Source organism: Brachybacterium ginsengisoli (assembly GCF_002407065.1).
GTDB lineage: Bacteria > Actinomycetota > Actinomycetes > Actinomycetales > Dermabacteraceae > Brachybacterium > Brachybacterium ginsengisoli.
This window is the reverse complement of record NZ_CP023564.1, coordinates 413,312-439,202: the sequence shown is the minus strand read 5'-3', so window position 1 is coordinate 439,202 and position 25,891 is coordinate 413,312. Positions and strand designations below refer to the sequence as shown.

Genomic DNA, 25,891 nt, shown 5'->3' with positions numbered 1-25,891 from the left:
TCGCGGATCCCGCAGCCACCGCCCTCTCACCACCCAGGAGTGATCATGTCCTTCGCCTCCATCGTCATGATGATCATCGCGATCGTCACCGTCTGGGGCGGCCTCGTCGCCGCCGTCGTCAACCTCGCCCGCCACCCGGAGGTCAAGGACTGACCTCCCCGACGGACCCGGAACGGGCAGGGCGGAGGCTGCGAGAGCGGCCCCGGCCCTGCCCGTTCCGTGTGCGGGGGCAGTGCTCGATCCGCCCGGCGCGCGCTGTCCCGCGCCGCCCCGCGCCGCCCCGCGCTGGTCCTGCCCAGCCCAGCGCCGCCCCGGCTTCCCCCCGATCTGGTCGACAACTGGCGCCCTGGCGAGGACTGCGGCGATATCGGCATACTCCTCGCCCACACGCCAGTACCCGACCACGCGCGGGCGCCGACGGTGCGGCAGGGCGACAGGGCGGCAGGCCGACGGGGCGGCAGGGCGGCAGGACGGCAGGCCGGCAGGACGGCAGGCCGGCAGGCCGACGGGGCGGCAGGACGGCAGGCCGGCAGGGCGACAGGGCGGCAGGGCGACAGGGCGACGGCGCGGCAGGAACGCGCCGCGGAGGCCGGGCCCGCCCCCGTCCTCCGCGATGCGCTACTCTTCCGGCATGCTCACGCGCTTCGACTATCCGTACGGCTCTGAGGAGAGCCGTGCCGTCGTGCGCGCTGCTGCGGTGACGCAGCTGCCCTGATGCATCCGCGGTGACTGCGCACCGCTCCCCCAGAGCCCCCGGCGAGGACCAACGGTCCTCGCCGTCGTCATTCCCACGGCGTGGGGGCTCCGCAGATCCTCTCGCCCACTCGAGAGGACCCCCATGCACAGCACGACCCGCCCGATCGCCCCTCCGTCGGCCGCTCCGCCGACTGCTTCCCCCGACGCCGTCTCCCCCGAGCCCGCTCCGCCGACTGCTTCCCCCGAGCCCGCTCCGCCGTCGGCCGCCGCCCCGACCCCGTCCCCCGGCGGCTCCCCCGAGCAGATCCTGGCCGCGCTCGAGCGCACCACGGACCAGATCCTCGGACGCCAGGACCTGCTGGACCGGCTGCGCGAGGGCCGACGGCTGCGGATGAAGTTCGGCGTGGACCTCACCGCGCCGGACCTCCACCTCGGCCATGCCGTGAACCTGTGGATGATGCGCACGCTGCAGGACCACGGCCACACGGTGGTCTTCCTGCTCGGCGACACCACCAGCCGCATCGGCGATCCCACCGGGCGCAGCACCACCCGCCCCGTGCTCACCGAGCAGCAGATCCACGACAACGCCGAGTCGTTCCTCGCCCAGGTGACCCGCGTGCTGCGCAGCGAGCCCGAGCTGCTGGAGATCCGGCGCAACTCCGAGTGGTTCGACGAGATGGGCGTGCCCGGGATGCTCCGCGAGCTCAGCCTCATCACCCACGCCCAGCTCATCTCCCGCGACATGTTCCGCGCCCGCCTCGCCTCCGGCACCGAGATCGCGATGCACGAGCTGCTGTACCCGGTGCTGCAGGGCTTCGACAGCGTCGCGCTGGACTCCGACCTCACGATCGTGGGCACGGACCAGCTGTTCAACGAGTCGATGGGCAGGGAGCTGCAGGTCAAGCACGGCCAGCGCCCGCAGACCGTCATCACCAGCACCGTCACCCCCGGGCTGGACGGCGGGCCCAAGCAGTCCAAGTCGCTCGGGAACTACGTGGGGCTGTGCGCGAGCGCGGAGGAGAAGTTCGGCCGGCTGATGACGCTGCGCGACGAGCTGGTGGGCATCTGGGCCCGCGTCTACACCGACCTGCCCCTCGAGCAGGCGGAGGACCTGGGCCGACGGGCGGGTGCCGGCGGCGCCGCGGCACGCGACGCCAAGCTGGATCTCGCCGAGGCGGTGGTGGCGCGGAACGACGGCGCGCCGGCCGCCCGGCGCAGCCGCGAGGAGTTCCTGCGGGTCTTCTCGGCGGGCGAGCGGCCGAAGGAGATGGTCCCGCTCGCCCTCGAGCCCGGAGAGTTCACGGCGCTGGACCTGGTGATCGCGGCACGGCCGGACCTGTCCCGATCAGCCGCCCGCCGTCTGCTGACGGGCGGGGCGGTCACGCTGGACGACGCCCGGGTGGAGGATCCGGAGCAGGCGGTGGTGCTGCGCGGCGGCGAGGTGGTGCGGGCGGGCCGGCGGCGCTGGTTCCGGGTGGAGGCGCCGCGCACCTGACCTCTCATCAGGCGGCGGGCTTCTCTCCACCTGGTCGACTGCTGGCGCAGGAGCGATGACTATGCCGATATCGCCGTACTCATCGCCCACGCGCCAGCAGACGACCACGGCGCGGCGGCCCACGTCGGAAGCAGCGCCTGCCGCCGACTCCAGCGAGGCCAGCAGTGACTGTTCCAGCGCCGACTCCCGCAGTGCCCGCGCCAGCGCCCACCGCTCCCCCGCCGACGCCCGCAGTGTGACCTGTACCCGGTCAGTTCGCACGTCACCGGGGCGTCGGGTACGCTGATGCCTGCTCTTACGAGCGCTGGAGGATTCGCCTAGCGGCCTATGGCGCACGCCTGGAACGCGTGTTGGGTTAACGCCCTCAGGGGTTCAAATCCCCTATCCTCCGCCAGAAGAACGGCCCCTGACCTGCGAGATCGATCGCAGATCAGGGGCCTTTCTCATGCCCGGACGCACTCGCTCGCAGGCCGCGCACCGCAGGCAGGGCCTCAGGGAGAGCCGACGGGCACGAACTCGTGACCGCATCGGGACCTGGACCCGTCGGCCGCCTGTCGTCGCACGTCCGCGCACGTCAGCGCCCCGCGACCCGGCGATCACCGCGCCACCATCGCCCAGCGCACCGTCCGACCTGCCGGAACCGCCTTCTCGGCCACGGCCTGCACGGATATCCTTCGCTCAGCACTGGACCGAGGACGCGAGGGGAAGCCGATGTCGAGCTCAGGATGGGGTGGTCCTGACAGCGGGCCGCAGCCGTGGCAGAACGGCGCACCGCAGGGCGGGCAGCCGCAGAACCCGAACGGACAGGGCGGCGGCCCCCAGTCAGCTCCTGGATATGGCGCACCGCAGGCCTCCCCCGCACCGCACGGCCAGCAGGGCTGGGGCGGGGCGCCGTCCGGTCCCACCGGCCCCCAGGGCGCCAGCTGGACTCCCGCGCCGTCCGGTCCCGGCAGCCCTCAGGGCCCGGGCAACCAGCAGGGCCCCGGCGGGTGGGGACCGGGCAGCCCCCAGGGCCCCGGCGGCCAGCAGCCCCGTCCGAAGCGCCCCTGGCTGCTCATCGGCGTCGCGCTGAGCTGCGTCCTGGCCCTGCTGCTGGTGGTCGGCGGCGGCATCACCTACCTCGCCCTGCGCACCAACGACGCCCCGGTCGCCTCCGACACCCCCTCGGAGACCACCACACCGGAGGACTCCGAGACGCCGAGCGCGACGGACTCGACGACCCCGGAGGAGTCGGAGGCCGGGGAGTTCGAGGTGGTCGTCCCCTATGACCCGCCCACCGGCACCCCGGATGAGCTCTGGAAGACCATGGGGGACAACCCGCTGACCTCCGGCACCCTCCCCACTCTTCCCGAGTGCGATCTGCCGGCGACCCCGGTCGAGCCGAGCGTCGAGGAGCTGCAGGCGGTTCTGGACGCCTCCGCGACCTGCCTGGACCAGGTCTGGTCCACGGCGAGCTCGGACCGCAACCTGCCCTGGGTGAGCCCGAAGATCGTGGTGTACAAGCACCCGGACGTTCCCTCGACGGCCGTCTGCGATTCGGAGTTCTCCGCGGACTTCCCGCGCATGTGCAATCTGGATTCGACGATCTACTGGCCCGTGGGCTATGGCTCCGGGCTGACGCTGGATGACCCGGAGAACGTCCCGGGGGCCTACCTGTGGGACCTCTCCTTCATCTACACGAACACGCTGAGCTGGAACAGTTCGCTGACCGTCTACTTCACGACCCTCCGCGACGGGCTCAAGACCACCGACGAGGAGCGCTACAACGAGGCCTGGCGCCGCTTCACCATGCAGCGCGAGTGCTTCGCCTCGGCGGCCTCGATGCAGGTCCCCACCGCCGCTGAGCCCACCCCGGCGCTCCGTGAGGCGCTCACCGATCCGACGTTCTGGCCCGAGGGCGAGCCGCCGAACACCATCCGCCCGGAGACCCGCGCCGCCTGGATCAAGCGCGGCTTCGACTCCGGCGGCGACCTCTCCGTCTGCAATGCCTGGACGGCGGACGTCGACCAGGTGACCTGATCGTGGCGCCGCAGCCCGGCCCGGTCGGAGGAGGACGATGACCAGCAACGACGAGGTCGGGTTCCCGGATGCCCCGGACGACGAGGACACCGCACCTCGCCCGCTGACCTCCGGCACCTCCCCCGTCGGACAGTCCGTCGACCCCGACCCGATCCAGCGTTTCGACCAGCGGCCGCGCTTCGATCCACCGCCGTCTGCGACCCGGGAGCCGATGCGGGTTCTTCCCGCGAACTCGTCCTCGGGCTCTGCGCTGCCCCCGGGGATCGACGCGACCACGGGGCCGCGGCGTCGCGGACTGCTGATCCCGGGCATCGCCTTCGGCTGCGCCCTGCTCCTGCTGCTGGGGATCGGCGGCGGCCTGACCGCGCTGTGGCTCACGAACCGTGACCGCGACTCGACCCCGATCGCCCGGAGCGATCCCTTCACCGCGCCGCCCGGCACGGAGCCCGGCGTGTGGGAGCCGCTGGAACAGGACCAGATCCCCTCCGGCGGGCCGGAGGAGCTGCGCGAGGTGCTCACCGAGAACCCGCTGCTCGTCACGCAGCTGCCCGCACCCACCGGATGCTCCCTGCCCGCCACCACCGGTGGCATGGTGCCGGCGGAGAAGCTGCCCACCTTCCTCGAGGCCGGGGCGGACTGCCTCGCCGTCTCCTGGGCCCCGGCGCTCTCGGCCGAAGGCATATCGTTCGAGGCCCCGCGGGTGGTGGTCTTCGAGACGGACTCCCCGCCGCAGGGCTCCTCCTGCGCGGCCGAGCGCTTCACGGGCACCGCCCCGGTGGTCTGCCACGACGATCGCACCCTGTACTGGCCGGCGCAGTGGGATGCCGGGTTCTCGAACGCCTCCGCCGAGGAGGCGCCGAGCCTGTACATGTGGCACCTCTCGTACTCCTACGCGGTGTTCGTCCTCGCCGCCGGGGACCTCGACGACTACTACGGCTCGCTGCTGCTCGCCCTCGCCGACTCCCCCGAGCAGGCCGAGGAGGCGCAGCGCCGCTACACGCTCCAGCTGAGCTGCATCGCCTCGGCGGCAGCCTTCCAGCTCCCCGCCGGGATCCGGCCGGCCGATCGGGTGGAGGACTTCGTGACCTCGGTCGACGCCCAGAGCGCACCGCTCAGCGCCGGCGACCCCTCTCAGGACTCCCGCGCCGCCTGGGTCGTCGCCGGGCAGAAGAGCCGCGGCCAACTGGGGCAGTGCACGACCTGGAGCGCCCCGGCCGACCAGGTCGCCTGAGCCCCTCCCTCCGGTCAGAACAGCGCCGGCTGCGGCAGGAGATCCAGCGCCGCCGGTGCGAGGCGCGGCCGGCGCGCGGCCTCCGCCGCCCGGCTCCGGTGCTCGGGCTGGTCGACGTCCTCGGTGAAGTCGAGCCCGTGGCGACGCAGCAGCGGGACCAGCCGACGTGAGAGGGTGCGCCGGTACGCGACGGGCGCGGAGGACGAGGTCCCGTAGAAGCGCCGATACCCGGTGGCGAGCTCGGGATGCTCCCGATCGATCCACTCCAGGAACCATTCCTTGGCACCGGGCCGCAGGTGCAGGGCGCCGTGGACCACGTGCGCCGCACCCGCCTCGGCGATCCGGGCCAGGGCCTCGTCGAGCTGCGCGTCGGAGTCGGTCAGCCACGGCATGATCGGCATGAGGAAGACGGTCACACGGAATCCGGCGTCGGCCGCGGCGCGCACCGTGGCCAGGCGCGCGGCGGTGCTCGGCGTGCCCGGCTCGACGGCTTTCTGCAGCGCGTCGTCGAAGACCGCGATCGACATCGAGAGGTCCACGGGGACCTGCTCGGCGATGGTCTCGAGCTGCGGCAGGTCACGGCGCAGCAGCGTCCCCTTGGTGAGGATCGAGATCGGCGTGCCGGACTCGGCGAGGGCGGAGAGGATGCCGGGCATCAGCCGGTACCGGCCCTCGGCCCGCTGGTAGGGGTCGGTGTTGGTGCCGAGCGCCACGAGGTCGCGCTTCCAGGAGCGCTTGGCGAGCTCGGCCCGCAGCACCTCGGCGACGTTGACCTTGACGATCACCTGCTGGTCGAAGTCGGCCCCGGCGTCGAGGTCGAGGTAGCGATGGGTGCTGCGGGCGAAGCAGTACACGCAGGCGTGGGAGCAGCCGCGGTAGGGGTTCACCGTCCACTCGAAGGGCATGGAGCTCGCGGCCGGCACCTTGTTCAGCGCCGACTTCGCCATCACCTCGTGGAAGGTGACGCCCTGGAACTCCGGGGTCTGCACGCTGCGCACCAGCCCGGACATGCCCAGCAGCGCCGGGGTGCTCGGCTGCTCGCCGGTCCCCGTGCTGATCTCCTGCCCGCTCCACCGCATGACCCTATTCGAACGCCCGTTCGAACAGATGTCAAGGGCGACCGACGGACCATCCCGCCCGTCGGCCGCCCGGTGACTTCAGCCCTGCCGTCCCGCTGATCTCCTGCCGCTCGTCCCTCGCAGCACGTCGATCAGCCCTGCCATCCCGCTGATCTCCTGCCGCTCGTCCCTCGCAGCACGTCGATCAGCCCTGCCATCCCGCTGATCTCCTGCCGCTCGTCCCTCGCAGCACGTCGATCAGCCCTGCCATCCCGCTGATCTCCTGCCGCTCGTCCCTCGCAGCACGTCGATCAGCCCAGAGTCGCGGGGCGCGTCCACTCCTCGCCGCGCACGTGCTCGTCCAGGAAGCCGAGGAAGGTCTCGTACCAGACCTGCGCGTTGCCGCGGCCCTGGATCCAGTGGCCCTCGTCGGGGAAGTACAGGTAGCGATGGCGGGTGCGCCCCTCGGCATCGCGCGGAGTGCCCGAGAAGGTGTGCAGGTCGTACCAGAGGGCGTGGCCCTGGGCGATCGGCACCCGGTAGTCCCGGTCGCCATGGATCACGAGCATCGGAGCGACGATGTCGGCCACGAAGTCCTTGGGGTTGTAGAGCCGGTTCTGCTCCCGCATCGGCCGCTCCCACCCGGAGTTGTCGGTGGTCGCGCCCATCGTGGCGGTGTCCCACAGGGAGGCGTGGGTGACGATGCATCGGAAGCGGTCACCGGTGTGCCCGGCCACCCAGTTGGCCATGTAGCCGCCGTAGGAGCCGCCGGCGAAGGCGGTGCGCTCGGCGTCGACGTCCTCGCGGGCGATCGTGGCGTCGGTGAGCGCCATGATGTCGGTGTACGGGGCGCCGCCCAGCTCGTGCTGGCCACGGTCGATCATCGCCTGGCCGTAGCCGGTGGAGATCGCCGGGTCCGGCAGCAGCACGGCGTAGCCGGCGGCGACGAACGGGCCCGGGTTCCAGCGGTAGGTCCAGGCGTTCCAGGAGCCCCACGGGCCGCCGTGGGCGAAGACCACCAGCGGGTGCGGCCCCTCCCCCTCGGGCAGGCGCAGCCAGGCGCGCAGGTCGGTGCCGTCCTCGGCGGTCGCGGTGACCTCGGTGAGGGTGCCGGGCAGGTCGACGGGCTCGGCCGGGTTGGGCAGCGCGGTGACGGTGCCGTCGGCGGGATCGATGCGCACGGGGTGCGGGGCGACGGCGATCCCGGAGGCGGAGGCGATGATCGCACCGCCTGCGACCGAGGCGCCGGAGAAGGCGAGGTCCTGGTCGGGTCCGCCCGCGAGGCGGCGCGGGGCCGGGTCATGGACCCCGCCGATCCACACGGCGCCGCGGCCCTGCTCGTCGGTGGTGGCGACGAGGGTGTCCTCGTCGAGCCAGATCGGGTCCGCCCAGTGGTCGAGCTCAGGCCAGACCGGGGTCGACTCGCCGGTGGCGAGGTCGAGCAGCTCGACGCCGACGCCCATCGTGGCCGTCTGCGTCCAGGTGCGGTACCGGCCGACGAGGGCGCGGCGGCCGTCGGGGCTGAACTCGCCCGGGCCGTGCTCGATCTCGGCCGTGCCCTCGCGCAGCAGGCGCGGCGCCTCGCCGCCCACGAGGTCCAGGAGGTAGAGGTCGGGGACGGCGAGCAGATCGCCGCGGGAGTCCTGCACCGCGATCAGCGCCTTCTCGCCGCTGCGGTCCACGGTCCAGTCCAGGAGCCGACCGGCTGGCATCGCGAGGTGGCGGAAGTGGAGGACCTGGGTGGGCTGGTCCTCGTCGTCCCCGTCGGCCGACGGGGTCTTCGCGTCGGCGCCGGCGGGTGCCGGGGTGCGCTCGGCGAGCGCGAGGTCGTCCGGCAGCGCGGCGATCGCGAGCACGGGGCGGGTGGGGCCGAGGTCGTGGTCCCAGTAGCGGGTGGGAAACCCGGTGTGGAAGGCGGCGGTGACCTTGGCCGTGGAGCGCTTCTTCGTGAGCTCGGCGTGCTCGGCCTCGTCGGCGGCCTGGGAGTGCACCTCGAGCTCGGTGATGAGGTGGCGGCCCGCGATGGTCAGGCCGCCGAAGCCGCCGGGACGGGTGGCGAGCTCACGGGCCTCGCCGCGCACGGGCAGGGCCCACAGCTGCGCGTCCTCGGACTCCTCGCCGTCCTCGCCCACGCGCTTGGCGGTGAAGTAGGTGGTGCCGTCCTCGGCCGCGGCGACGGCGCCGACGGAGGCGCTGCCGCGGGTGAGCGGGAGCAGGCGGTCGCCGTCGATCTCGACGAGGCTGCTGCGGTAGGAGGTGCCCTTCGCGTCCGGGCGGGACACCTTCGCGAGGATCCGACCGCCCTCGGTGGTCTCGAGTCCGGCCAATCGGGCCGCGTCCAGCAGGGTCTCGATGCTTTCGTGTGTCATGGGGCACCATCCTGCCACCGGCCGACGGCGCCACCATCCTCGTCACGATCCCGTAGCCCTGCTGTGACAAACGGGGCTCCTCCGAGCGCCATTCCCCCAGGTTCGTGGCACTCGCACCGGGGCATCCCGTGCCTTCCGGGCCGGGCGAGCGCGGTGGTCACGAAGACGGGCTCATCCGACCCCCGTTCCCCCAGGTTCGCCACCTTCGCACCGGCTAGGGCCACGTCGCCGGCCCCAGTCGAGCAGGGCGTCGATCTTCCGGGCCACCTCGTCCGGGGTGCAGCCCTCGGTGTCGATCCGGTGCACGGCAGGGTCGGCCTCGACCTCGAGCCGCACGGCCGCCGAACGGCTCCGCTCCGCATGGGCGACGAGGCTCTGCCCCTGCTCCCGTGTGGCGAGCCGAGCGTCGATCGTGCCGCGGCCGGCCTGGAGCAGCACTGCCGTGATGCGCGGCCGGTCGCCCATGGCCTCGGCGAGCGCGGCCGACTCCAGGACGGAGACCGTGTTCGTATAGATCAGCCGACGGTGGCCGAGCTCCCGATAGTTGGCCCAGATCGCGGCGAGATTCCGCAGCGCCATCCCCTCCTGCCGCGGCGCGGGGTGCGCCAGGTCGAGCGCATCGCCCTCCAGCACCGCATGCCGCACATCCCGCGCCGCCAGCAGGTCGTGGAGCGCGAACGCGGCCGACGACTTCCCCACCCCGGACGCCCCACCGATCACCAGCAGCTCTGAGTCGCTCATCGCTACAGGGTGCCGTACGTGCGGGTTCGTTGGGGCGGAGCGGAGCCGGGTGCTGAGTTATCGGGTTTCCGGCCATGAGTAGGGCGGGGGTAAGAGACTGACCCTATGGAACGCCACGCTGATCCAGCGCTCACTCTTCGGGCCGGAGCATCCTCCGACATCGAGCAGTGCGTCGCCCTATGGGTCGATGCGTGTGCTGTGCGGGACGGTCGTTCCATCGGCGGTATCGCGGATCGGGCTCGGCCGAAGTTCGACAGGAGCATCGGATGGATCGTTGCGTCGAGCGGCGAACAGATCGATGGATTCGTCCTTGCAACTGCCCCTGGAAGTGGCATGCCGACCGACCCGCCCGACGCAGCCGTGGTCGGCCTGCTCGCGGTGCAACCGAGCCAGCAGGCTCGCGGACTGGGGCGGACGCTGCTGCAAGCCATCGGCAGGCATCTCTCCGATGCCGGCTACAGGCAGGCGGTGCTCCACGCCCTCCTCGACAATCACACAGCGCTCGGGCTCTACCGGAGTGAGGGGTGGACGGCCGTGGGCGACGAGTACGAGCACTCTCTCCTGAAGCGGCCATTACGAACCTTTTCGCGCGACCTGATGCAGGACGGACTCGGGGGAACCGTCGGAGACTGAGGGTGCGGCCAGCTCGCTCCTCGGAACGTTCCGTCTCACCTCCGACCGAGCCCAACCTGTCCTCCGCGCAACCCAGGTGCCTGACCAGCAGCGTTATTCGGGCGACAGAGAACCTGAGCGGCGGTAGGTTGCGAGAATGACGCTGGCGCTGATGTGCGGACTCTCTTTCGCAGGCAAGAGCACCCTTGCAGCACGACTCACTGACTCTCTGCCTGCCAGCCTCATCAGTCTCGACCTCATCAACGAAGAACGCGGACTGCACGGCGGCCAAGGCATCCCGCTGGAGGAATGGGCCGAGACCAACCGGATCGCTCACGAGCGCGGACGCGAGCTTCTCGACGCAGGGCACCGGGTCATTGTTGACGACACCGGCTCGCCGCGGTTCATCAGGGATGAGTGGCGCAAAGTCGCCGACAGCTGCGGTGCACCCTTCGTGGTCGTCTGGATCCGGATCAGCCCTGAACTCCAGCAGACTCGCGTTCGTGCCAACAGGCTGTCCCCAAACCGCCCGGACGTGACCGATGCCGTCCTCCATGACCATCGGGCGAACTTCGAACCTCCCGTCGACGAGGACGCGCTGACGATCGACGCCCAGGACACGGCTGACCCCACTCAGGTGAACGCGCTCGTGGAACAGGTCCGGTCTCTTCGGGCGCCTTGGACAACCGCTCACCAGCAAGGCTCCGCCAGCGATCATCGATGCAGAGCAAGGCAGCCGCCTCGCCACCTCACGTCGATTCCTCGCACCCCACCGCCTCGCCCATACTGACCCCATGCGCACCCACGATCTCGACGCTCTGGTCCTTGCCTGCCGGAACCTCATCGACCTGCGGTTCCCGGACAGCGACGGGGGCGCCGCGGCCATGCTCACGGCGTCGGGAGAGATCTTGTTGGGGACCGCCCCCGAGGCCTTCAACCCTGCGGTCGAGGTCTGTCACGAGACGGAGCCCTACTGTGCAGCGCACCGGCTCGGCGAGTCGATCGTGGCGACGATCTGCCTGTACCGGGAGCCGGGTTCCCCGGAGAAGGTGCTGGCCCCATGCGGGGTCTGCCAGGAGCGTCTGGCGACACACGGGCCCGGTGTGTTGGCAGCGGTGCCGCAGGAGCACTCCACCACTCCCGGTTGGGTGCCGCTGCGAGACCTGATGCCGCACTACTGGCTCCAGGCCTTCGACGACACCCCGGCGATGTGGACGAGCGCCGAGCCCTCCACGTGACCTGAGTCAGAAACAGTCATTTCGGACCAGACTCTTCGGACTTCGCCGCACCTCTCCCCCGTCACTAGCCAGACTGTTCGTCGCTCATCTCCAAACACCCGGCATACGGTCCCCGCACGCACATCTCCAACGAACTCCTCCGCCCCGAGGACCCCGAGCCGTCGTCGAGGCCGTGGACGACCAGACGGTGCGATGACTCAGCGAACAGAAGAGCACCCTCATGACGAAGCGGGGCTATCCGAGCGCCTATCCCCTATGTTCGTGACACTCGCACCAGCCGCCACGGCCAGAGCGAGCGCCATAGTCGCAAACAAGGGTCTATCCGAGCCCCAATCCGCCACCTTCGTGACCCTCACGCCGGGGGGCACCCTTTCTCCCGGGCCGGGCGAGCGCCATAGTCACGAACGAGGGCCTATCCGGGCCCCATTCCCCCACCTTCGTGACCCTCGCGCCGGGGGCCGGGCCGGCCCCTCCCCACCACCAGGCGACCGCCGTCACCCTGAGGTTGCCCCCATCCTCAAAGTAGTTTAAAGTTGTAGCAACTTCACGGAGCGGCCTCATCGGCCGGGAGCAGGACCCCCTGCAGCACCCCGGCCACAGCCCCTCCCGGAGACCCGACGCACCCCAAGGAGCCTGCCATGCAGTTCGGAATCTTCACCATCGCCGACATCACCCCCGATCCCCTGACCGGCAAGGTGCCCACCGAGAACGAGCGCCTGCAGAATATGATCGAGCAGGGCAGGCTCGCCGAGCAGGTGGGCCTCGACGTCTTCGCGCTCGGCGAGCACCACAACCCGCCGTTCGTCACCTCCTCCCCCACCACCACACTGGCCTACCTCGGCGCGCAGACGGAGAAGATCATCCTCTCCACCGCGACCACGCTGATCACCACCAACGACCCGGTGAAGATCGCCGAGGACTACGCGATGCTGCAGCACCTCACCGGCGGCCGCGTCGACCTCGTGATGGGCCGCGGCAACACCGGCCCGGTCTACCCGTGGTTCGGTCAGGACATCCGCAAGGGCATCGAGATCGCGATCGAGAACTACGACCTCCTGCGCCGCCTGTGGACCGAGGACGTCGTGGACTGGGAGGGCCAGTTCCGCACCCCGCTGCAGCAGTTCACCGCCACCCCGCGCCCGCTGGACGGCGTGGCCCCGTTCGTGTGGCACGGCTCGATCCGCTCCCCGCAGATCGCCGAGCAGGCCGCGTACTACGGCGACGGATTCCTGCACAACAACATCTTCTGGCCCATGAGCCACACCAAGCAGATGGTCCAGCTGTACCGCGAGCGCTACGAGCACTACGGCCACGGCAAGGCCCACCAGGCCTATGTGGGCCTCGGCGGTCAGGCCTTCATGCGCCGGAACAGCCAGGACGCGGTCACCGAGTTCCGCCCCTACTTCGACAACGCCCCGGTCTACGGCGGCGGTCCCTCGATGGAGGACTTCACCGCGCAGACCCCGCTCACCGTCGGCTCCCCCGAGCAGGTCGTCGAGCGCTACCTGACCATGGCGGACAACGTCGGCGACTACCAGCGCCAGATGTTCCTCATGGACCACGCGGGGCTTCCGCAGAAGACGGTCCTGGAGCAGATCGAGCTGCTGGGCACCGAGGTGGTCCCGGTGCTGCGCAAGGAGCTCGAGGCCCGCAAGCCGGCCGACGTCCCCGAGGCGCCCACGCATGCGCTCCGGGTCGCGGCCGCCGAGGCGGAGAACGGCTCCTTCGACGACGCCTACAAGTTCGAGACCGGCGACAACTGGACCGGCCTGCGGGCCGAGGACGCGAAGGGACAGCACTGATGAGCACGGCACCGACCACCTACCGGATCCTGGCGCTCTCCGCCGGGCTCTCCACCCCGAGCTCCACCCGCATGCTCGCCGACCAGCTCACCCGCGAGTCCGCGGCGGCGCTCGGCACGGACGGCGTCGAGGTCGAGGTGACCACCATCGAGCTGCGCGAGCACGCCCATGAGATCACCGATGCGCTGCTGACCCGCTTCCCCGGCGAGCGGCTCTCGCTCGTGATCGAGCAGATCCGTGCCGCGGACGCCGTCATCGCCGTGACCCCCGTCTTCAACGTGGGCCCCTCGGGCCTGTTCAAGATGTTCTTCGACGCGGTGGACCTGGAGATCTGGAAGGGGAAGCCGCTGCTGCTCGGCGCGACCGCGGGCACGGCCCGCCACTCCCTCGCGATCGACTACGCGATCCGGCCCATGGCCGGCTACCTGAAGGCGGACGTGGTGCCGACGGCGGTGTTCGCGGCGTCGGCCGACTTCGGCGCCGACACCGAGGGACAGGCCGACGAGCTGCCGCTCGGGGCGCGGGTGCGCCGTGCGGCCGGCGAGCTCGCGGCGATGCTGCGCGCACGACGGGGCGAGGCGGCACAGCCCGCGCTGGACCCGGCGGCCGACGCGGCGCCCGCCACGGCCGACGCCCCGGCCGCCCCGGCTCTGGACCCGGAGTTCTCCGACTTCGTGCCGATGGGGACACTGCTGGGCCGGCGCTGAGCCGCCCGCCCGTCGGCCGCCTCCCTCAGGCCGCGACCGCCACGGGGCTGCGCCGCAGCGTGAGCAGCGCGGCCCCGAGGGCGAGCAGGGCGGCGCCGGTCGTGACGACCCCCAGCGGCAGGATGCTCATCGACCCGGCGATGCCCACGAAGGGCGCGGCCACGGCGCCGAGCCCGAACCGGGCGGTGCCCAGCACCGATCCGGCCATGCCCGCCATCTGCGGGTACTCGGACAGGGCGAGCGTGGTGCCTGCGGGCGAGGCGAACTGCGCCCCCGAGGCCAGCAGGAGCAACGAGGCGATCACCACCGGCAGCGGCATCGCGACGAGCCCGGAGAGCAGCAGCCCCGAGCAGCCGACGGCGGTGATCCCGATGCCCACGAACAGGGCGCCGTGCACCCGCCAGCGCTCGGCGGTCCGCCCGCCGAGCCAGCCCGCGAGCACGCCGCCGGAGGAGTTCAGGGCGAAGGCGGCCGCGTACCACTGCGGAGAGAGGCCGTAGATCTCCTGGAGCACGAAGGTGGAACCTGCCAGGTAGGAGAAGATCGCGGCGTAGACGAAGCCCTGGGAGAGCACGGCGCCGACGAACACCCGGTCTGCGAAGAGCACCTTGAGGTCCGCGCCGGTGCGGCCGATCCCGCCGGCGGTGCGACGCTCGGGCGGCAGGGTCTCGGTGAACAGCGTCGCGGAGAGCACCAGCAGCACCAGGCCCACCACGGCCAGGAAGCCGAACAGCCCGCGCCAGTCGATCACCACGTTCAGGAGTCCGCCGATCATGGGGCCGACGATCGCGGCAGTGGGTCCGGCGATGGCGAGACGGCCGTAGAAGCGGATCAGCTCCCGGCCGTCGAACACGTCGCGGCCCGCGGCCTGGGCGATCACGATGCCCACGCCGCCGGCGAGGCCCTGCACGAAGCGGGCCAGGATGAGCAGCTCGATGCTCGGGCTCAGCGCGCACAGCAGCGAGGTGAGCACGTAGGCGACCACGCCGATCAGCAGGATGCGCCGGCGGCCGTACTGGTCCGAGGCCGGTCCGGCCAAGAGCTGCCCGGCGGCGAGCCCGATCAGGCAGGCGGTGACGGTCAGCTGGGCGATCGAGGTCGTCGCCTCGAGCTCGCGGGTCAGGGCGGGCAGCGCCGGCAGGTACAGGTCCATCGAGAGGGGGCCGAACACGGTCAGCAGCAGCAGGATCCACGGCATCGCCCGGGACAGCGCCGGGCGGGTCGGTGCAGGCAGGGTGGCGGTCACAGCGGGGTCGTTCTCCTTGGCGGCGTCATGCGGGCCGGTTCCCGCGGACCCCCTGATCCCATCACCGCACGTCGGCCCGGACCAGGCCCTGACAGGGCACCCCAGGGCTGCGCGGATACACTGGAAGGCAATCGCTTTCCATCCCGTCCGCGGCGCTGCGGCCCGCGCCGTGCACCGACCGCTCCGCAGGAGGCACCCGTGATCCGCCCCGGACTCTGCTCCGTCACCTTCCGCGATCTCGCGGTCCCGGACGTGGTCGATCACGCCCGGGCCGCCGGTCTCGAGTGCATCGAGTGGGCCGGGGACGTCCATGTCCCGCCGGGCGACGTCGCCGCGGCCGAACAGGCACGGGCCCTCACCGAGCAGGCCGGCCTCGCCGTCGCGTCCTACGGCTCCTACCTGCGGTTCGTCGGCGCCGACGAGGAGGTCCGGACCGAGGGCGAGGCGGTGCTCGCCGCCGCCCGCGCCCTCGGCGCCCCGCGGATCCGGGTCTGGGCCTCCCGCACCGGCTCCGCCGAGGCCACCGTCGAGGAGCGCGCCCGGACCGTTCGTCGGATCCAGGAGTTCGCCGACCTCGCCGCCGCGCACGGCATCGACGTCGGCCTCGAGTTCCACGGGGGCACCCTCACCGACGAGATCGGCTCGACCCTGCGCCTGCTGGACGAGATCGGCCACCCGACCGTGCACTCCTACTGGCAGCCCCACCAGGACATGCCCGCCGAGGACGCGATCGGCACCCTGCGCCGGGTGCTCCCCCGCACCTCCACGATCCACGTCTTCTCGTGGTGGCCGGGCCACGAGCGCCTCGCCCTGTCCGAGCGCTCCGAGCTGTGGGAGCAGGTCTTCACCGTCCTCGCCGCCCAGGGCACGGACCGCGACGCGCTGCTCGAGTTCGTCCCCGGCGACGACCCCGCCCTGCTGCGCCGCGAGACGGACACGCTGCGCACCCTCATCACCGCCGGCGAGGAGACCGCCCGATGAGAGCGCTGCTGGCGATGCCCGCGGGGCTGCAGCACCGCATGTTCACCGCGTCCCAGCTCTCCCGGCTACGGGAGCTGGCCGAGATCGACACCGGGCGGACCGTGCCGGACCTCTCCGCGGCCGAGGACGCCGAGCTGGCCGAGGTGGAGGTGCTGCTGACCGGCTGGGGCTCCGGCCCCGTCGACGCCGCGGCCCTGGCCCGCCTGCCGCGGCTGCGTGCGATCGTGCACACCGCCGGGACCGTGCGCGGCATCGTCACCGACGCCGTCTGGGAGCGCGGCGACCTCACCGTCACCTCCGCGACCGAGGCCAACGCGGTCCCCGTCGCGGAGTTCACCCTCGCCCAGATCCTGCTGGCCGGGAAGCGCACCCTCGCCCAGGAGCACGCCTACCGCCGTGACCACCGCCCGCCCACGAGCATCGCCGCCTCCGAGATCGGGAACCACGGCGCCGTGGTGGGGCTCGTCGGCGCCTCCCGCATCGGGGTCCTGGTCGCCGAGCACCTGCGCTCCTTCGACGTCGAGGTGCTGATCACCGACCCCTTCGCGAGCGCCGAGGAGGTCACCGCGCTCGGCGCCACGAAGGTCGAGCCGGAGGAGCTGTACGCGCGCAGCGACGTGGTGAGCCTGCACGCCCCGGACGTCCCCTCCACCCGGGGACTGGTCAGCCGGGGTCTGCTCGCGCTGCTGCGCGACGGGACCACCTTCGTCAACACCGCCCGCCCCGCCCTGGTGGATCTCGACGCGCTGCGTGACGAGGTGGTCTCCGGCCGGATCGCCGCCGTGCTGGACGTGCACGACGACCTCGCGGACGATGATCCGCTGTGGAACGCACCACGGGCGAGCATCACCCCGCACCTCGCCGGGTCCCAGGGCAACGAGCTCCACAGGATGGGCGAGGCGGCGCTCGAGGAGGTCAGACGCCTGAGAGCCGGTGAGCCGCCGCGCTTCCCGGTGGACGGCGGCCGCCGCGACGTCTCCGCCTGACCGGGCACGCGGCGGCACCCTCCCCGATATGCTGACAACGGCAGGACAGCGTTTCCCGACCCTGCCCCGTGGAAGGAGTCCCGATGCCCGCCGTGCGCCTCAGCGACGTCGCCCAGGACGCCGGGGTCTCCCTGGCAACAGCGTCCCGGGTGCTCAACGGATCCTCCCGAGTCCCCGGCAAGGCCGTGGCCGAGAAGGTGCGCGCCGCGGCCGATCGGCTGGGCTACGTCCCCAACGCCCAGGCCCAGGCGCTGGCCCGCTCGCGCTCGGGCCTCATCGGCCTGGTCGTGCACGACATCGCCGATCCCTACTTCGCGACCATCGCCCGCGAGGTCCAGCAGCAGGTCTTCGCCTCCCAGTCCCAGGTGCTGCTCACCCAGACCGACCGCGAGATCGACACCGAGGTGCGGGCCCTGCGCTCCCTCATCGCCCAGCAGGTCGACGCCCTGGTGCTGGTGGGCTCGCACCGCTACGGCAACGACTCCGACGCCGCGATCAGCACCCTGCTCGAGGGGTTCGTGCGCAACGGCGGCAAGGTCGTGGGCATGGGGCAGGCCGTGGGCGTGGGCCGCACGATCGTCCCCGACAACGCCGCCGCCGCCCACGAGCTCGCGACCTCGCTCGTCGTCGAGGGCCACCGGCGCTTCGCGGTGGTGCAGGGCATCTCCGGCATCCCCTCCGCCGCGGACCGCACCGGCGGCTTCATCGCCGCGCTCACCGAGGCCGGCATCGAGCCGGAGCTCAGCGTGGAGGCGGGCCTGACCCGCGAGGGCGGCTACGAGCTGGCCGCCGTGATCGAGGACCACCTCGTCTCGGCCCCCGCCGGCGAGGACCTGCCGCTGTGCGTCTTCGCCCCGGCCGACGTCATGGCCCTCGGCGCGCTCGGCGAGCTGCGCCGCCGCGGGATCGACGTGCCCGGCCGGGTCGCGGTCGCCGGATTCGGCGGGGTGCCCGACGGCGAGGACGCCGCCCCCACGCTGACCACCATCGCGCTGCCCTTGCACGAGATGGCGCGCCAGGCGGTGGAGTGGGTGCTCGAGCGCCCAGCTGCGGAGGGCGAGGACGACACCGCCGACGCGGACGACAGCACCGCCGAGGTGGGCGAGGCGCCCAGCACCGCGACCGAGGTCCATGTGCGCGGCGACGTGCACCTGCGCGAGTCGACCGCTCTCACCGCCCGCTCCTGACCGGGCCCTCTCTACCCGTCCCGCCCGCTCTCAGCGGGTGATCGTCAGGCGCGGCCAGGGCCGATGCACCCCGCGCGGCTCGAGGCCCAGCGACCCCGCCGCCCCGAGCAGGTCCGCGAGGTACCAGCTGATCGCGAGCCACATCTCGGTGCCCTGCAGCCCCGGCGCGGCCTGGCCGACGTCATCCGGTCGCTGCGCGAAGCCGAATCCGCGCCCGGGCTTCCAGGCCCGCTCCAGATCGATCGCCTGCCGCTGCGCCCACTCCCGCACCTCGTCGGCGCGGTGGGCAGTCTGCTGGCCGGCGAGCCAGAGCGGATGCGCGATGTCGAGGACGTCGCAGGCCGTGGAGCGTCCCGTGCCGAAGAAGCGCTGGTCCTGGGCGTGGGCGAGGACGGTGTCGATGGTCCGCTCGGGGTGCGGCACGGGAAGTCCCCACTGCGCGAAGGTGCCGCGGGTGAGCCGGTAGTACCCGTTGACCGGCTGGCGCAGGCCGTCGCTCCCCTGGGGCGCGCCCCAGGTGCCGGAGCGGCGGTCGACGGCCAGGTGCAACCAGCCCAGCAGCGCCTCGACGGCACCGTCGAGCCCGAACCACTCCCGGTTCCAGGTCAGGGCCGTGCCCACCACGTCGACCCAGTCGCCGGCGCCCCAGGCGCGCTCTCCCCACGGCTGGGCGGCGACCGCGGCGAGCATCGCCTCGGCGTCGAGCTCGTCCACCACCCGCACCGGATGCGCGAACCGCTCGCCGAGCAGGTCCAGCGCGTACCCGGCGCTCAGCACGTGATAGCGCATCCGGCCGCCGCCGAGCGCGACGGCGTCGACGCTCTCCCCCTCGGCCGCCTCCCCTGCGCTCGCACGCTCGGGGATCAGCCCGGTGGCCTCGTCCTGGCGGGACAGGAGGTCCCGGGCGGCGTCGGCCCGGGAGAGGCCGGGCAGCTCGCCGTCGCCCATCAGGGCCGCGATCTCGATCGCGTCGCAGAGGGCGCGCACGGTCGCGGGCGCCCCGGGGGTGTCGACGAAGGCCTGCTGCTCCGGGTCCCAGCAGCGCTCCAGCACCGCGGCGCCGTCCCGTCGGGCGCTCTCGGCGAGCCGCTGCAGGGCGCCTGTGGCGTCCTGTCCGCGGGCCGGGGCGGAGGTGCCGCGCCGGTCGCGGATCCGTCGCGCCGGGTTGCCCACCATCACCGACCACTCGGGGACGTCCCGGGTGACCACGGCCCCGGCGCCGATCACGCTGTGCGCGCCGATGGCGACGCCGTCGACCACCGCCACGTGGGAGCCGATGTAGACGTCGTCCCCGATGGTGATGCCCGCGCTGGTCAGCGGCTGTTTGCGCACCGGGAGCTCCGGGGCGATCGAGTGGTCGAACCCGAGCACCGAGGTGTGCGCGCCGATCCGCACGCCGTCCCCGATCCGCACCCGGCCCCGCACCACCGAGTAGGCGTTGAGGGTGGAGTGCTCCCCGATCTCGACGTCACCGGTGACGTAGCTGAAGGCGGCCAGGTACGAGCCGGCCCCGAGCACCAGACGGTCCGGGAAGCAGGCCGCCCAGGTCGAGACCACGCACCGCTCGCCGAGCACGGCCCCGGCCTGCGCCAGGGCGTCCAGCCGCTCCCGCTGGCGCGCCTGCTCCTCCTCCCCCGCCTCGGCCCAGAAGGACCAGGCGTTGAAGTCGTGCTCGGCGTCGACGAGTCCCTGCGGGTCGCTGGTGGTCATGGAGAGGATCCTTCCATGGGCGGAGTGAGTTCCTCAGGCGTGCGGCAGGACGAGTTCCGCGTAGCGTTCGGCGATGGTCCGCGCGGCGTCGTCGGCCGGGGTGGCCCAGACGTCCTCGTTGAAGATCTCGACCTCGATGTCCCCGGTGTAGCCCGTGGCCGCGACCATGCGGGTGATGGAGGGGAAGTCGATGTAGCCGTCGCCCATGTAGCCGCGGGAGTGCAGGGGCTCCGCCGCGAGCGGCAGGTTCCAGTCGCACACCTGGTAGCTGAACAGGCGATCCGCCGCGGCGGCCCGCTGGATCGCGCGCTCGAGGTACGGATCCCACCACACGTGATAGGTGTCCACGACCACGCCGGCGGCGGGGTTGCCGGAGGCCTCGGCGATGTCGAGGGCCTGGTCGAGGGTGGAGACCACGGCCCGGTCGGCCGCGAACATGGGGTGCAGCGGCTCGATGGACAGCGTCACCCCACGCTCGGCGGCGTAGGGCGCGAGCTCGGCGATCGCCTCGGTGACCCGGGTGCGGGCGCCGACGATGTCCTTGTCCGCGCGGTCCACCCCGCCCACCACGAGCACCAGAGTGGGGGCGCCGAGCCCGGCGGTCTCGTCGATCGCCCGGCGGTTGTCCTCGAGCGCGGCGGTGCGGTCCACCGCGGCGGAGGCGGTGAGGAAGCCGCCGCGGCACAGCGAGCTGACCCGCAGCCCGGCGTCGTCGACCCGTCGGCGCAGGGCGTCCAGGCCCACCTCGGCGACGTCCTGGCGCCACAGCCCCACGGACTCGATCCCGTGGGAGACGGTGGTCTCGAGGAACTCCTGCAGGGGCGTGGTGCGGAAGGTCCAGCGGTTCAGGGACAGGCGCTGCGTGCTCATGCGGCTCCTTCGTCGATCGTGTACCCGGCCAGGCGCAGCATGCTGTGCCAGCGCTCGACGGCGAGGGCGGGCTGCTCGAGGTTGCCGGTGGCGGCGGCGAGCTCGATGGTGCGCGAGAGGTGCGGGAGGCTGCGGGCGGAGTGCATCCCGCCCACCATGACGAAGGCGTCCTGGTGGCCGTTGAGCCAGGCCAGGAAGGCCACGCCGGTCTTGTAGTGGAAGGTGGGCGCGGAGAAGATGTGCCGGCCCAGCTGCTCGGAGGCGTCGAGGATGCGGCGCGCCTCGTCGGTGTCCCCGGCATCCAGCGCCTGCACGGCGGCGGAGGCCGCGGGGGCTGTGGCGGCGAAGGCGCCGAGCAGGGCGTCGGAGTACGCCCCGTCCCCATCGCCCACGATGAGGTGGGAGAAGTGGAAGTCGTCCCCGGTGAGCATGCGCACGCCCTCGGGCAGGCGCCCGCGCACCGCGATCTCGGCGGCGTCGTCGAGCAGGCTCATCTTCACGCCGCGGATCTTCGAGGGGTCCGCCTCGATGATGCGCAGCAGGGTCTCGGCCCCGACGGCGGGGTCGTCGCTCCCGAAGTAGCCGGCGAGCTGCGGGTCGAAGACGGTTCCCAGCCAGTGCAGCACCACCGGCTCGGTCGCGGCCTCGAGCACGCGGCGGTAGACGTCCTCGTACTCGGCCGGGGTGCTCGCCGCGCGGGCGAGGTGCCGGCTGGCCATCAGCACGGTCCCGGCTCCCGAGGCCTCGGTGGCGCGGAGCTGCTCGAGGTACGCCTCGACGACCTCGTCGAGGCTCAGCTCCTGCTCGCTGCGCTGGTCGGTGTTCACGCCGGCCACCACGAGGTCGCTCACGCCCGCACCCTCGGGGAACACGGCGGAGATCTCCGGGTCCTGGAGCGCGGCACGCGCGGCGTCGGCGGTGCGGGTGATCAGCTCGCGGGTCGCCACGGGGTCCAGGCCCATGTTGCGCTGGGCGGTGTCCATCGCGTCGGCCACCCCGAGCCCGCGGGACCACATGGTGCGCCGGAAGGCGAGGGTGGCGTCCCAGTCGATGTCCGCCGGGGCGCCGGGGGTGTTGTCGCCGTGCACCTGCGGGACCACGTGCACCGCCGCGTAGACCACGCGGGAGCGCAGCGGCGCGGTGGGCCGGGCGAAGGCGGGCGACTCGGCCAGCGACAGGCGGCGCAGCGCGCCGTCCTCCCCCAGCAGGGTCAGCTGCAGCTCGCTCACGGTCCTCACACCTCCGTCAGCGGGTCGAGCGTGATGCGGCGGCCCTCGGCGGAGCTGGTGAGCCCCGCCTCGGCCAGGCGCACGCCGCGCGCGCCGGAGAGGAAGTCGAAGGGGTACTCACGGCCCTCTGCGTAGTGGACCAGGAAGTCCTCCCACTGCACCTTGAAGCCGTTGTCGTAGCCGTCGGGCCCGGCGTTGTCCGGCACCTCGATCCAGTCGTCGAAGTAGTTGTGCGAGTCCTTGACGTCCGGGTTCCACACGGGCTTCGGGGTCGCCTCGCGCGGCTGGATGTGCGCGCCGTGCAGGCCCACGACGGCGCTGCCCTTCGTGCCGTCGACCTGGAACTCGACCAGCTCGTCGCGGTGCACGCGCACGTCCCAGCTGGAGTTCATCTGCACGACCGTGCCGCCCTCGAGGCGGAAGACGCCGTAGGCGGCGTCGTCGGCCGTGGCGGTGTACTCCTTGCCCTTCTCGTCCCAGCGGGTGCCGATGTGGGTGGCGGTCTGGGCGTAGACGTCCTCGATGCGGCCGAACAGCTCCTCGATGACGTAGTTCCAGTGCGGGAACATGTCCGCGACGATGCCGCCGCCGTCCTCGCTGCGGTAGTTCCAGGAGGGGCGCTGGGCGGCCTGCCAGTCGCCCTCGTAGACCCAGTAGCCGAACTCGCCGCGCACGGAGAGGATCTCCCCGAAGAAGCCGGAGTCGATGAGGCGGCGCAGCTTGAGCAGGCCCGGCAGGTAGAGCTTGTCGTGCACCACGCCGTTGACGGTGCCGTGCTCCTTGGCGAGCCGTGCGAGCTCGAGGGCGTCCTCGAAGGTCTCGGCGGTGGGCTTCTCGGTGTAGATCGCCTTGCCGGCCGCGATGGCCTTCTTGAGGTTCTCCACCCGCAGGTTCGTGACCAGCGCGTCGAAGTAGACCTCGTAGTCCGGGTTCGCGAGCGCCTCGTCGACGTCGGTGGTCCAGTTCGTCAGGCCGTGCTTCTCGGCGACGCCGCGCAGCTTCTCCTCGTTGCGGCCCACCAGCAGCAGGTCCGGCACCAGCCGGTCCCCGTCGGCGAGCTCGACGCCGCCCTGCTCCTGGATCGCCAGCAGCGACCGCACCAGGTGCTGCCGATAGCCCATGCGCCCGGTGGCGCCGTTGACGATGATCCCGATCCTGCGTGCGGCCATGTGGCGGCTCCCCTTCGTGATGTCCGGTCCGTTCGCGCCGATGCGAGCGGTAACCGCTTTCCGATGTGGCAAGTCAAGCACATCCCCCGGGCGCGGGCAAGCGCATGCCGACAACACCGGGCAAGCAGTGGCCCCGATCACCCCTGATCCGCTAGGAAGATCCACGCGCTCTCCTGCGAGGAGGGGCGGTCGACGACGACTCCTGGACGACGCGACCCCACCGACCCTCGGCGCCCGACGAAAGGTTCCTCCTGTGAGCTCTTCCCCCTCCCTCCTCCGCCGCCGCGGTCCCGCGCAGCGCTGGCTCGAGGCCCTCCCCCTCGGCAACGGCCGCCTCGGCGCGATGGTCTGGGGTGATGCGAGCTGCGCCCGCTTCTCGCTGAACGAGTCCACGCTGTGGTCGGGGATGCCCGGGGTCGACGCACCCCATCGCACCCCGCGCCGGGAGGCGGCCGCGGCCCTCGCGCGTTCGCGCGCCCTCTTCGAGGACGGGGAGATCGCGGAGGCCCAGAAGGAGATCGAACGGCTCGGCGCCGCCTGGTCCCAGGCCTACCTGCCGGTCGGCGACCTGACGGTGCGGCTGGACGGCGCGGCGGCGGAGGACGCCGACGCCGATGCCGAGCGGGTCCTGGACCTCGAGCACGGCGAGCACCGGGTGCTGGCCGCGGCGGGTGAGCATCTCAGCTTCACCAGCGCGGCCGACGAGGTGCTCGTGCACGCCCTCCCCAGCCCCGAGGGCGCCCGCGCCGTGCTCGAGCTCGACTCTCCGCTGGCCGAGGAGCACCGCGAGGTGCACGATAACGGCCTCGACCTGGTGCTGCGCGCACCCTCCGACATCCCCGCCGGCCAGTTCCGCCGGGAGCTGGAGACCGTCTGGGATCCGGAGCGGGCGAGCCGGGCTGCCGTCGTGGTCCGCACCCGCGCCGAGGACGGCAGGATGCTGGTGGTGTGCGCGATCGCGACCACCTGGCGCGGGCTCGGCGAGGTGCCCGATCGCCCCGTGCAGGAGGCTCTCGCACAGGCGCAGGAGCAGGCCGACGCCGCCCTGGCCCGCGGCGAGGAGGAGCTGCGCCGCCGCCACGGCGACCACCCCCGCCCGGGCGCCGAGGAGGTCTCGCTGCAGCTGGACGGCTCGGCGGATGCGGAGCTGCTGGCCACCTCCTTCACCTACGGCCGCTACCTGCTGGGCTCCGCCTCGCGCCCCGGCCTGCCGCCGGCGAACCTGCAGGGCCTGTGGAACGCGCGCCTCGAGGCGCCGTGGTCCTCGAACTTCACCGTGAACATCAACCTCGAGATGAACCACTGGGCGGCCGCCATCGCGCACGTCCCGGACGCCGCCGGCGCCCTCGAGGGGTACGTGGCGATGCTGCGCCGCGAGGGGCAGGAGACCGCGCGCCGGCTCTACGGGGCCGACGGCTGGACCGTCCACCACAACTCCGACCCCTGGGGTTACACCGATCCGGTGCGCGGCGAGCCCTCCTGGTCGACCTGGCCGATGGGCGGACTGTGGCTCGAGCAGCTGCTCGGCACCCTCGCCTCGCACGACGGCCGCGACCCGCTCGAGATCGCCCGCGAGCGCTACCCCGCGCTGCGCGAGGCCGTCGCCTTCGCGCTCTGCCTGCTCCACGAGAGCGCGGACGGCCACCTGGTCACCTTCCCCTCCACCTCGCCGGAGAACCTCTGGCTCACCGAGGAAGGAACGGTGGTGAGCCTCAGCGAGGGCACCGGGATGGACCGCTGGCTGGTGCGGGAGACCGCTCAGCATCTGGTGGACGCCGCCGCGCTGCTCGGCGAGGACCACGACCCCGTCGTGCTCAGCGCCGCCTCCGCCCTCGACCTGATGCCCGGGCCGCGGATCGGCGCCGACGGGCGGGTCCTGGAGTGGCACCGCGACGGGATCGAGGAGAAGGAGCCGCACCACCGGCACGTCTCCCACCTGGGCTTCCTCTACCCGGGGTCCGCTGCGGCGACGCCCGAGCAGGAGCAGGCGGCGACCCGCAGCCTCGAGGCGCGCGGGGACGAGGCGACCGGCTGGTCGCTGGTGTGGAAGACCTGCCTCTGGGCGCGCCTGCACCGCCCGGACCGGGTCCAGTCCCTGCTCGAGCTCTACCTGCGCCCCGCCGAGCTGCCCGACGGCACCGCGCGCAGCGGGCTGTACCCGAACCTCTTCTCCGCCCATCCGCCGTTCCAGATCGACGGCAACCTCGGCATCGTCGCCGCGCTCGCGGAGTGTCTGCTCCAGAGCCACCGGGGCGAGATCGAGCTGCTGCCGGCGCTGCCGGAGATCATGGCCGACGGCTCCGTGCGGGGCCTGCGCGCCCGCCCCGGCATCGCCGTGGACATGACCTGGAAGGACGGCGCCCTGACCGCGCTGTCCCTGCGGGCGCTCGGGCCGGGAGCGCTCGGCACCCACCGCGTGCGCCGCGGGGAGCAGAGCGTGGAGGTGACCCTCTCCGACCTGGAGCCGGTGGTGGTCCGGGCGGACCGCTTCGTCTGACACGATGGTCCCGCCCGGCGGCAGCGGCCGCCGCGGCGGACGGACGGC

The 25,891-nt window shown here is 72.4% G+C and carries 21 protein-coding genes and 1 tRNA gene; 14 read left to right on the top strand and 8 right to left on the bottom strand.

Annotation, left to right across the window (positions count from 1 at the left end; translation table 11 throughout):
- Positions 1-45: 45 nt before the first annotated feature.
- The 5 genes from CFK41_RS01930 (at position 46) to CFK41_RS01910 (ending at position 5,441) form a co-directional block, all read left to right on the top strand.
- Positions 46-153, top strand: coding sequence for a methionine/alanine import family NSS transporter small subunit (locus tag CFK41_RS01930; RefSeq protein ID WP_096798152.1), 108 nt, complete (start codon positions 46-48; stop codon positions 151-153).
- A 685-nt stretch (positions 154-838) separates the two neighbouring features.
- Complete coding sequence (gene tyrS / locus CFK41_RS01925) at positions 839-2,191, top strand: tyrosine--tRNA ligase (RefSeq protein WP_096798151.1); 1,353 nt, start codon at positions 839-841, stop codon at positions 2,189-2,191.
- A 306-nt stretch (positions 2,192-2,497) separates the two neighbouring features.
- A tRNA-Ser gene (locus CFK41_RS01920) sits at positions 2,498-2,585 on the top strand.
- A 317-nt stretch (positions 2,586-2,902) separates the two neighbouring features.
- A complete protein-coding gene (locus CFK41_RS01915) occupies positions 2,903-4,210 on the top strand; it encodes a hypothetical protein (RefSeq protein ID WP_227873168.1) in 1,308 nt (435 codons plus the stop codon).
- Positions 4,211-4,247: 37 nt separating this feature from the next.
- Positions 4,248-5,441 carry a hypothetical protein gene (locus CFK41_RS01910; RefSeq protein ID WP_227873167.1) on the top strand — a complete coding sequence of 398 codons (1,194 nt, stop codon included), beginning with the start codon at positions 4,248-4,250 and terminating at the stop codon, positions 5,439-5,441.
- Between the two features lie 14 nt (positions 5,442-5,455).
- On the opposite strand, the gene CFK41_RS01905 is transcribed toward CFK41_RS01910, so the two are convergent.
- From CFK41_RS01905 to CFK41_RS01895, 3 genes are all read right to left on the bottom strand, one after another.
- Positions 5,456-6,520: an Rv2578c family radical SAM protein gene (locus CFK41_RS01905; protein WP_096798150.1), complete on the bottom strand. Its 1,065-nt coding sequence runs from the start codon at positions 6,518-6,520 to the stop codon at positions 5,456-5,458.
- Positions 6,521-6,810: 290 nt separating this feature from the next.
- Positions 6,811-8,868 (bottom strand): S9 family peptidase, encoded by a 2,058-nt coding sequence (locus CFK41_RS01900; protein ID WP_096798149.1) that lies wholly within the window; start codon positions 8,866-8,868, stop codon positions 6,811-6,813.
- 171 nt (positions 8,869-9,039) lie between these two features.
- A complete protein-coding gene (locus tag CFK41_RS01895; RefSeq protein ID WP_096798148.1) occupies positions 9,040-9,609 on the bottom strand; it encodes a nucleoside/nucleotide kinase family protein in 570 nt (189 codons plus the stop codon).
- 105 nt (positions 9,610-9,714) lie between these two features.
- Between CFK41_RS01895 and CFK41_RS01890 the strand changes: the two genes are divergently transcribed.
- From CFK41_RS01890 to CFK41_RS01870, 5 genes are all read left to right on the top strand, one after another.
- Positions 9,715-10,242, top strand: a complete 528-nt coding sequence (locus tag CFK41_RS01890; RefSeq protein WP_096798147.1) for a GNAT family N-acetyltransferase — start codon at positions 9,715-9,717, stop codon at positions 10,240-10,242.
- 136 nt (positions 10,243-10,378) lie between these two features.
- Entirely contained in the window at positions 10,379-11,011 is a 633-nt protein-coding gene (locus CFK41_RS01885; RefSeq protein ID WP_096798146.1) for an AAA family ATPase, read from the top strand.
- Between the two features lie 4 nt (positions 11,012-11,015).
- The gene (locus CFK41_RS01880) at positions 11,016-11,459 is read left to right on the top strand and encodes a cytidine deaminase (RefSeq protein ID WP_096798145.1); all 444 of its coding nucleotides are present in this window, start codon (positions 11,016-11,018) and stop codon (positions 11,457-11,459) included.
- A 638-nt stretch (positions 11,460-12,097) separates the two neighbouring features.
- A complete protein-coding gene (locus CFK41_RS01875) occupies positions 12,098-13,261 on the top strand; it encodes an LLM class flavin-dependent oxidoreductase (RefSeq protein ID WP_096798144.1) in 1,164 nt (387 codons plus the stop codon).
- Complete coding sequence (locus CFK41_RS01870; RefSeq protein WP_096798143.1) at positions 13,261-13,968, top strand: CE1759 family FMN reductase; 708 nt, start codon at positions 13,261-13,263, stop codon at positions 13,966-13,968. Before CFK41_RS01875 ends, CFK41_RS01870 begins: the two co-directional genes overlap by 1 nt.
- A 25-nt stretch (positions 13,969-13,993) precedes the next feature.
- Here the strand turns inward: CFK41_RS01870 and CFK41_RS01865 are convergent, their stop codons facing one another.
- Positions 13,994-15,214, bottom strand: a complete 1,221-nt coding sequence (locus tag CFK41_RS01865; RefSeq protein WP_096798142.1) for a multidrug effflux MFS transporter — start codon at positions 15,212-15,214, stop codon at positions 13,994-13,996.
- Between the two features lie 198 nt (positions 15,215-15,412).
- Here CFK41_RS01865 and CFK41_RS01860 point away from each other — a divergent pair, with 198 nt between their 5' ends.
- The 3 genes from CFK41_RS01860 (at position 15,413) to CFK41_RS01850 (ending at position 18,368) form a co-directional block, all read left to right on the top strand.
- Positions 15,413-16,195 (top strand): sugar phosphate isomerase/epimerase family protein, encoded by a 783-nt coding sequence (locus CFK41_RS01860; protein WP_096798141.1) that lies wholly within the window; start codon positions 15,413-15,415, stop codon positions 16,193-16,195.
- Positions 16,192-17,181, top strand: a complete 990-nt coding sequence (locus CFK41_RS01855; protein WP_096798140.1) for a hydroxyacid dehydrogenase — start codon at positions 16,192-16,194, stop codon at positions 17,179-17,181. The genes CFK41_RS01860 and CFK41_RS01855 overlap by 4 nt, the downstream gene beginning before the upstream one ends.
- A gap of 83 nt (positions 17,182-17,264) precedes the next feature.
- Positions 17,265-18,368, top strand: coding sequence for a LacI family DNA-binding transcriptional regulator (locus tag CFK41_RS01850; RefSeq protein ID WP_096798139.1), 1,104 nt, complete (start codon positions 17,265-17,267; stop codon positions 18,366-18,368).
- Positions 18,369-18,398: 30 nt separating this feature from the next.
- Here CFK41_RS01850 and CFK41_RS18265 read toward each other — a convergent pair whose 3' ends face one another.
- Genes CFK41_RS18265 through CFK41_RS01830 form a run of 4 tightly spaced genes read right to left on the bottom strand, consistent with a single transcriptional unit; the run spans position 18,399 to position 23,346 of the window.
- Entirely contained in the window at positions 18,399-20,078 is a 1,680-nt protein-coding gene (locus tag CFK41_RS18265) for an acyltransferase (protein WP_096798138.1), read from the bottom strand.
- 33 nt (positions 20,079-20,111) lie between these two features.
- On the bottom strand, positions 20,112-20,948 hold the full coding sequence (locus CFK41_RS01840) for a sugar phosphate isomerase/epimerase family protein (protein WP_096798137.1): 837 nt from the start codon (positions 20,946-20,948) through the stop codon (positions 20,112-20,114).
- Positions 20,945-22,177: a DUF993 family protein gene (locus CFK41_RS01835; protein ID WP_096800889.1), complete on the bottom strand. Its 1,233-nt coding sequence runs from the start codon at positions 22,175-22,177 to the stop codon at positions 20,945-20,947. Before CFK41_RS01835 ends, CFK41_RS01840 begins: the two co-directional genes overlap by 4 nt.
- Before the next feature lie 5 nt (positions 22,178-22,182).
- Positions 22,183-23,346, bottom strand: coding sequence for a Gfo/Idh/MocA family protein (locus tag CFK41_RS01830; RefSeq protein WP_096798136.1), 1,164 nt, complete (start codon positions 23,344-23,346; stop codon positions 22,183-22,185).
- A gap of 253 nt (positions 23,347-23,599) precedes the next feature.
- On the opposite strand from CFK41_RS01830, the gene CFK41_RS01825 reads away from it, so the two are divergent.
- Complete coding sequence (locus CFK41_RS01825) at positions 23,600-25,843, top strand: glycosyl hydrolase family 95 catalytic domain-containing protein (protein WP_169928766.1); 2,244 nt, start codon at positions 23,600-23,602, stop codon at positions 25,841-25,843.
- Positions 25,844-25,891 lie beyond the last annotated feature (48 nt).

Coding starts and splice junctions, on each gene's coding strand:
- CFK41_RS01830 (WP_096798136.1), bottom strand. CDS start 23,346: ATGGCCGCACGCAGGATCGGGATCATCGTCAACGGCGCCACCGGGCGC.
- CFK41_RS01885 (WP_096798146.1), top strand. CDS start 10,379: ATGACGCTGGCGCTGATGTGCGGACTCTCTTTCGCAGGCAAGAGCACC.
- CFK41_RS01930 (WP_096798152.1), top strand. CDS start 46: ATGTCCTTCGCCTCCATCGTCATGATGATCATCGCGATCGTCACCGTC.
- CFK41_RS01910 (WP_227873167.1), top strand. CDS start 4,248: ATGACCAGCAACGACGAGGTCGGGTTCCCGGATGCCCCGGACGACGAG.
- CFK41_RS01875 (WP_096798144.1), top strand. CDS start 12,098: ATGCAGTTCGGAATCTTCACCATCGCCGACATCACCCCCGATCCCCTG.
- CFK41_RS01850 (WP_096798139.1), top strand. CDS start 17,265: ATGCCCGCCGTGCGCCTCAGCGACGTCGCCCAGGACGCCGGGGTCTCC.
- CFK41_RS01905 (WP_096798150.1), bottom strand. CDS start 6,520: ATGCGGTGGAGCGGGCAGGAGATCAGCACGGGGACCGGCGAGCAGCCG.
- CFK41_RS01870 (WP_096798143.1), top strand. CDS start 13,261: ATGAGCACGGCACCGACCACCTACCGGATCCTGGCGCTCTCCGCCGGG.
- CFK41_RS18265 (WP_096798138.1), bottom strand. CDS start 20,078: ATGACCACCAGCGACCCGCAGGGACTCGTCGACGCCGAGCACGACTTC.
- CFK41_RS01855 (WP_096798140.1), top strand. CDS start 16,192: ATGAGAGCGCTGCTGGCGATGCCCGCGGGGCTGCAGCACCGCATGTTC.
- CFK41_RS01880 (WP_096798145.1), top strand. CDS start 11,016: ATGCGCACCCACGATCTCGACGCTCTGGTCCTTGCCTGCCGGAACCTC.
- tyrS (WP_096798151.1), top strand. CDS start 839: ATGCACAGCACGACCCGCCCGATCGCCCCTCCGTCGGCCGCTCCGCCG.
- CFK41_RS01840 (WP_096798137.1), bottom strand. CDS start 20,948: ATGAGCACGCAGCGCCTGTCCCTGAACCGCTGGACCTTCCGCACCACG.
- CFK41_RS01915 (WP_227873168.1), top strand. CDS start 2,903: ATGTCGAGCTCAGGATGGGGTGGTCCTGACAGCGGGCCGCAGCCGTGG.
- CFK41_RS01890 (WP_096798147.1), top strand. CDS start 9,715: ATGGAACGCCACGCTGATCCAGCGCTCACTCTTCGGGCCGGAGCATCC.
- CFK41_RS01900 (WP_096798149.1), bottom strand. CDS start 8,868: ATGACACACGAAAGCATCGAGACCCTGCTGGACGCGGCCCGATTGGCC.
- CFK41_RS01895 (WP_096798148.1), bottom strand. CDS start 9,609: ATGAGCGACTCAGAGCTGCTGGTGATCGGTGGGGCGTCCGGGGTGGGG.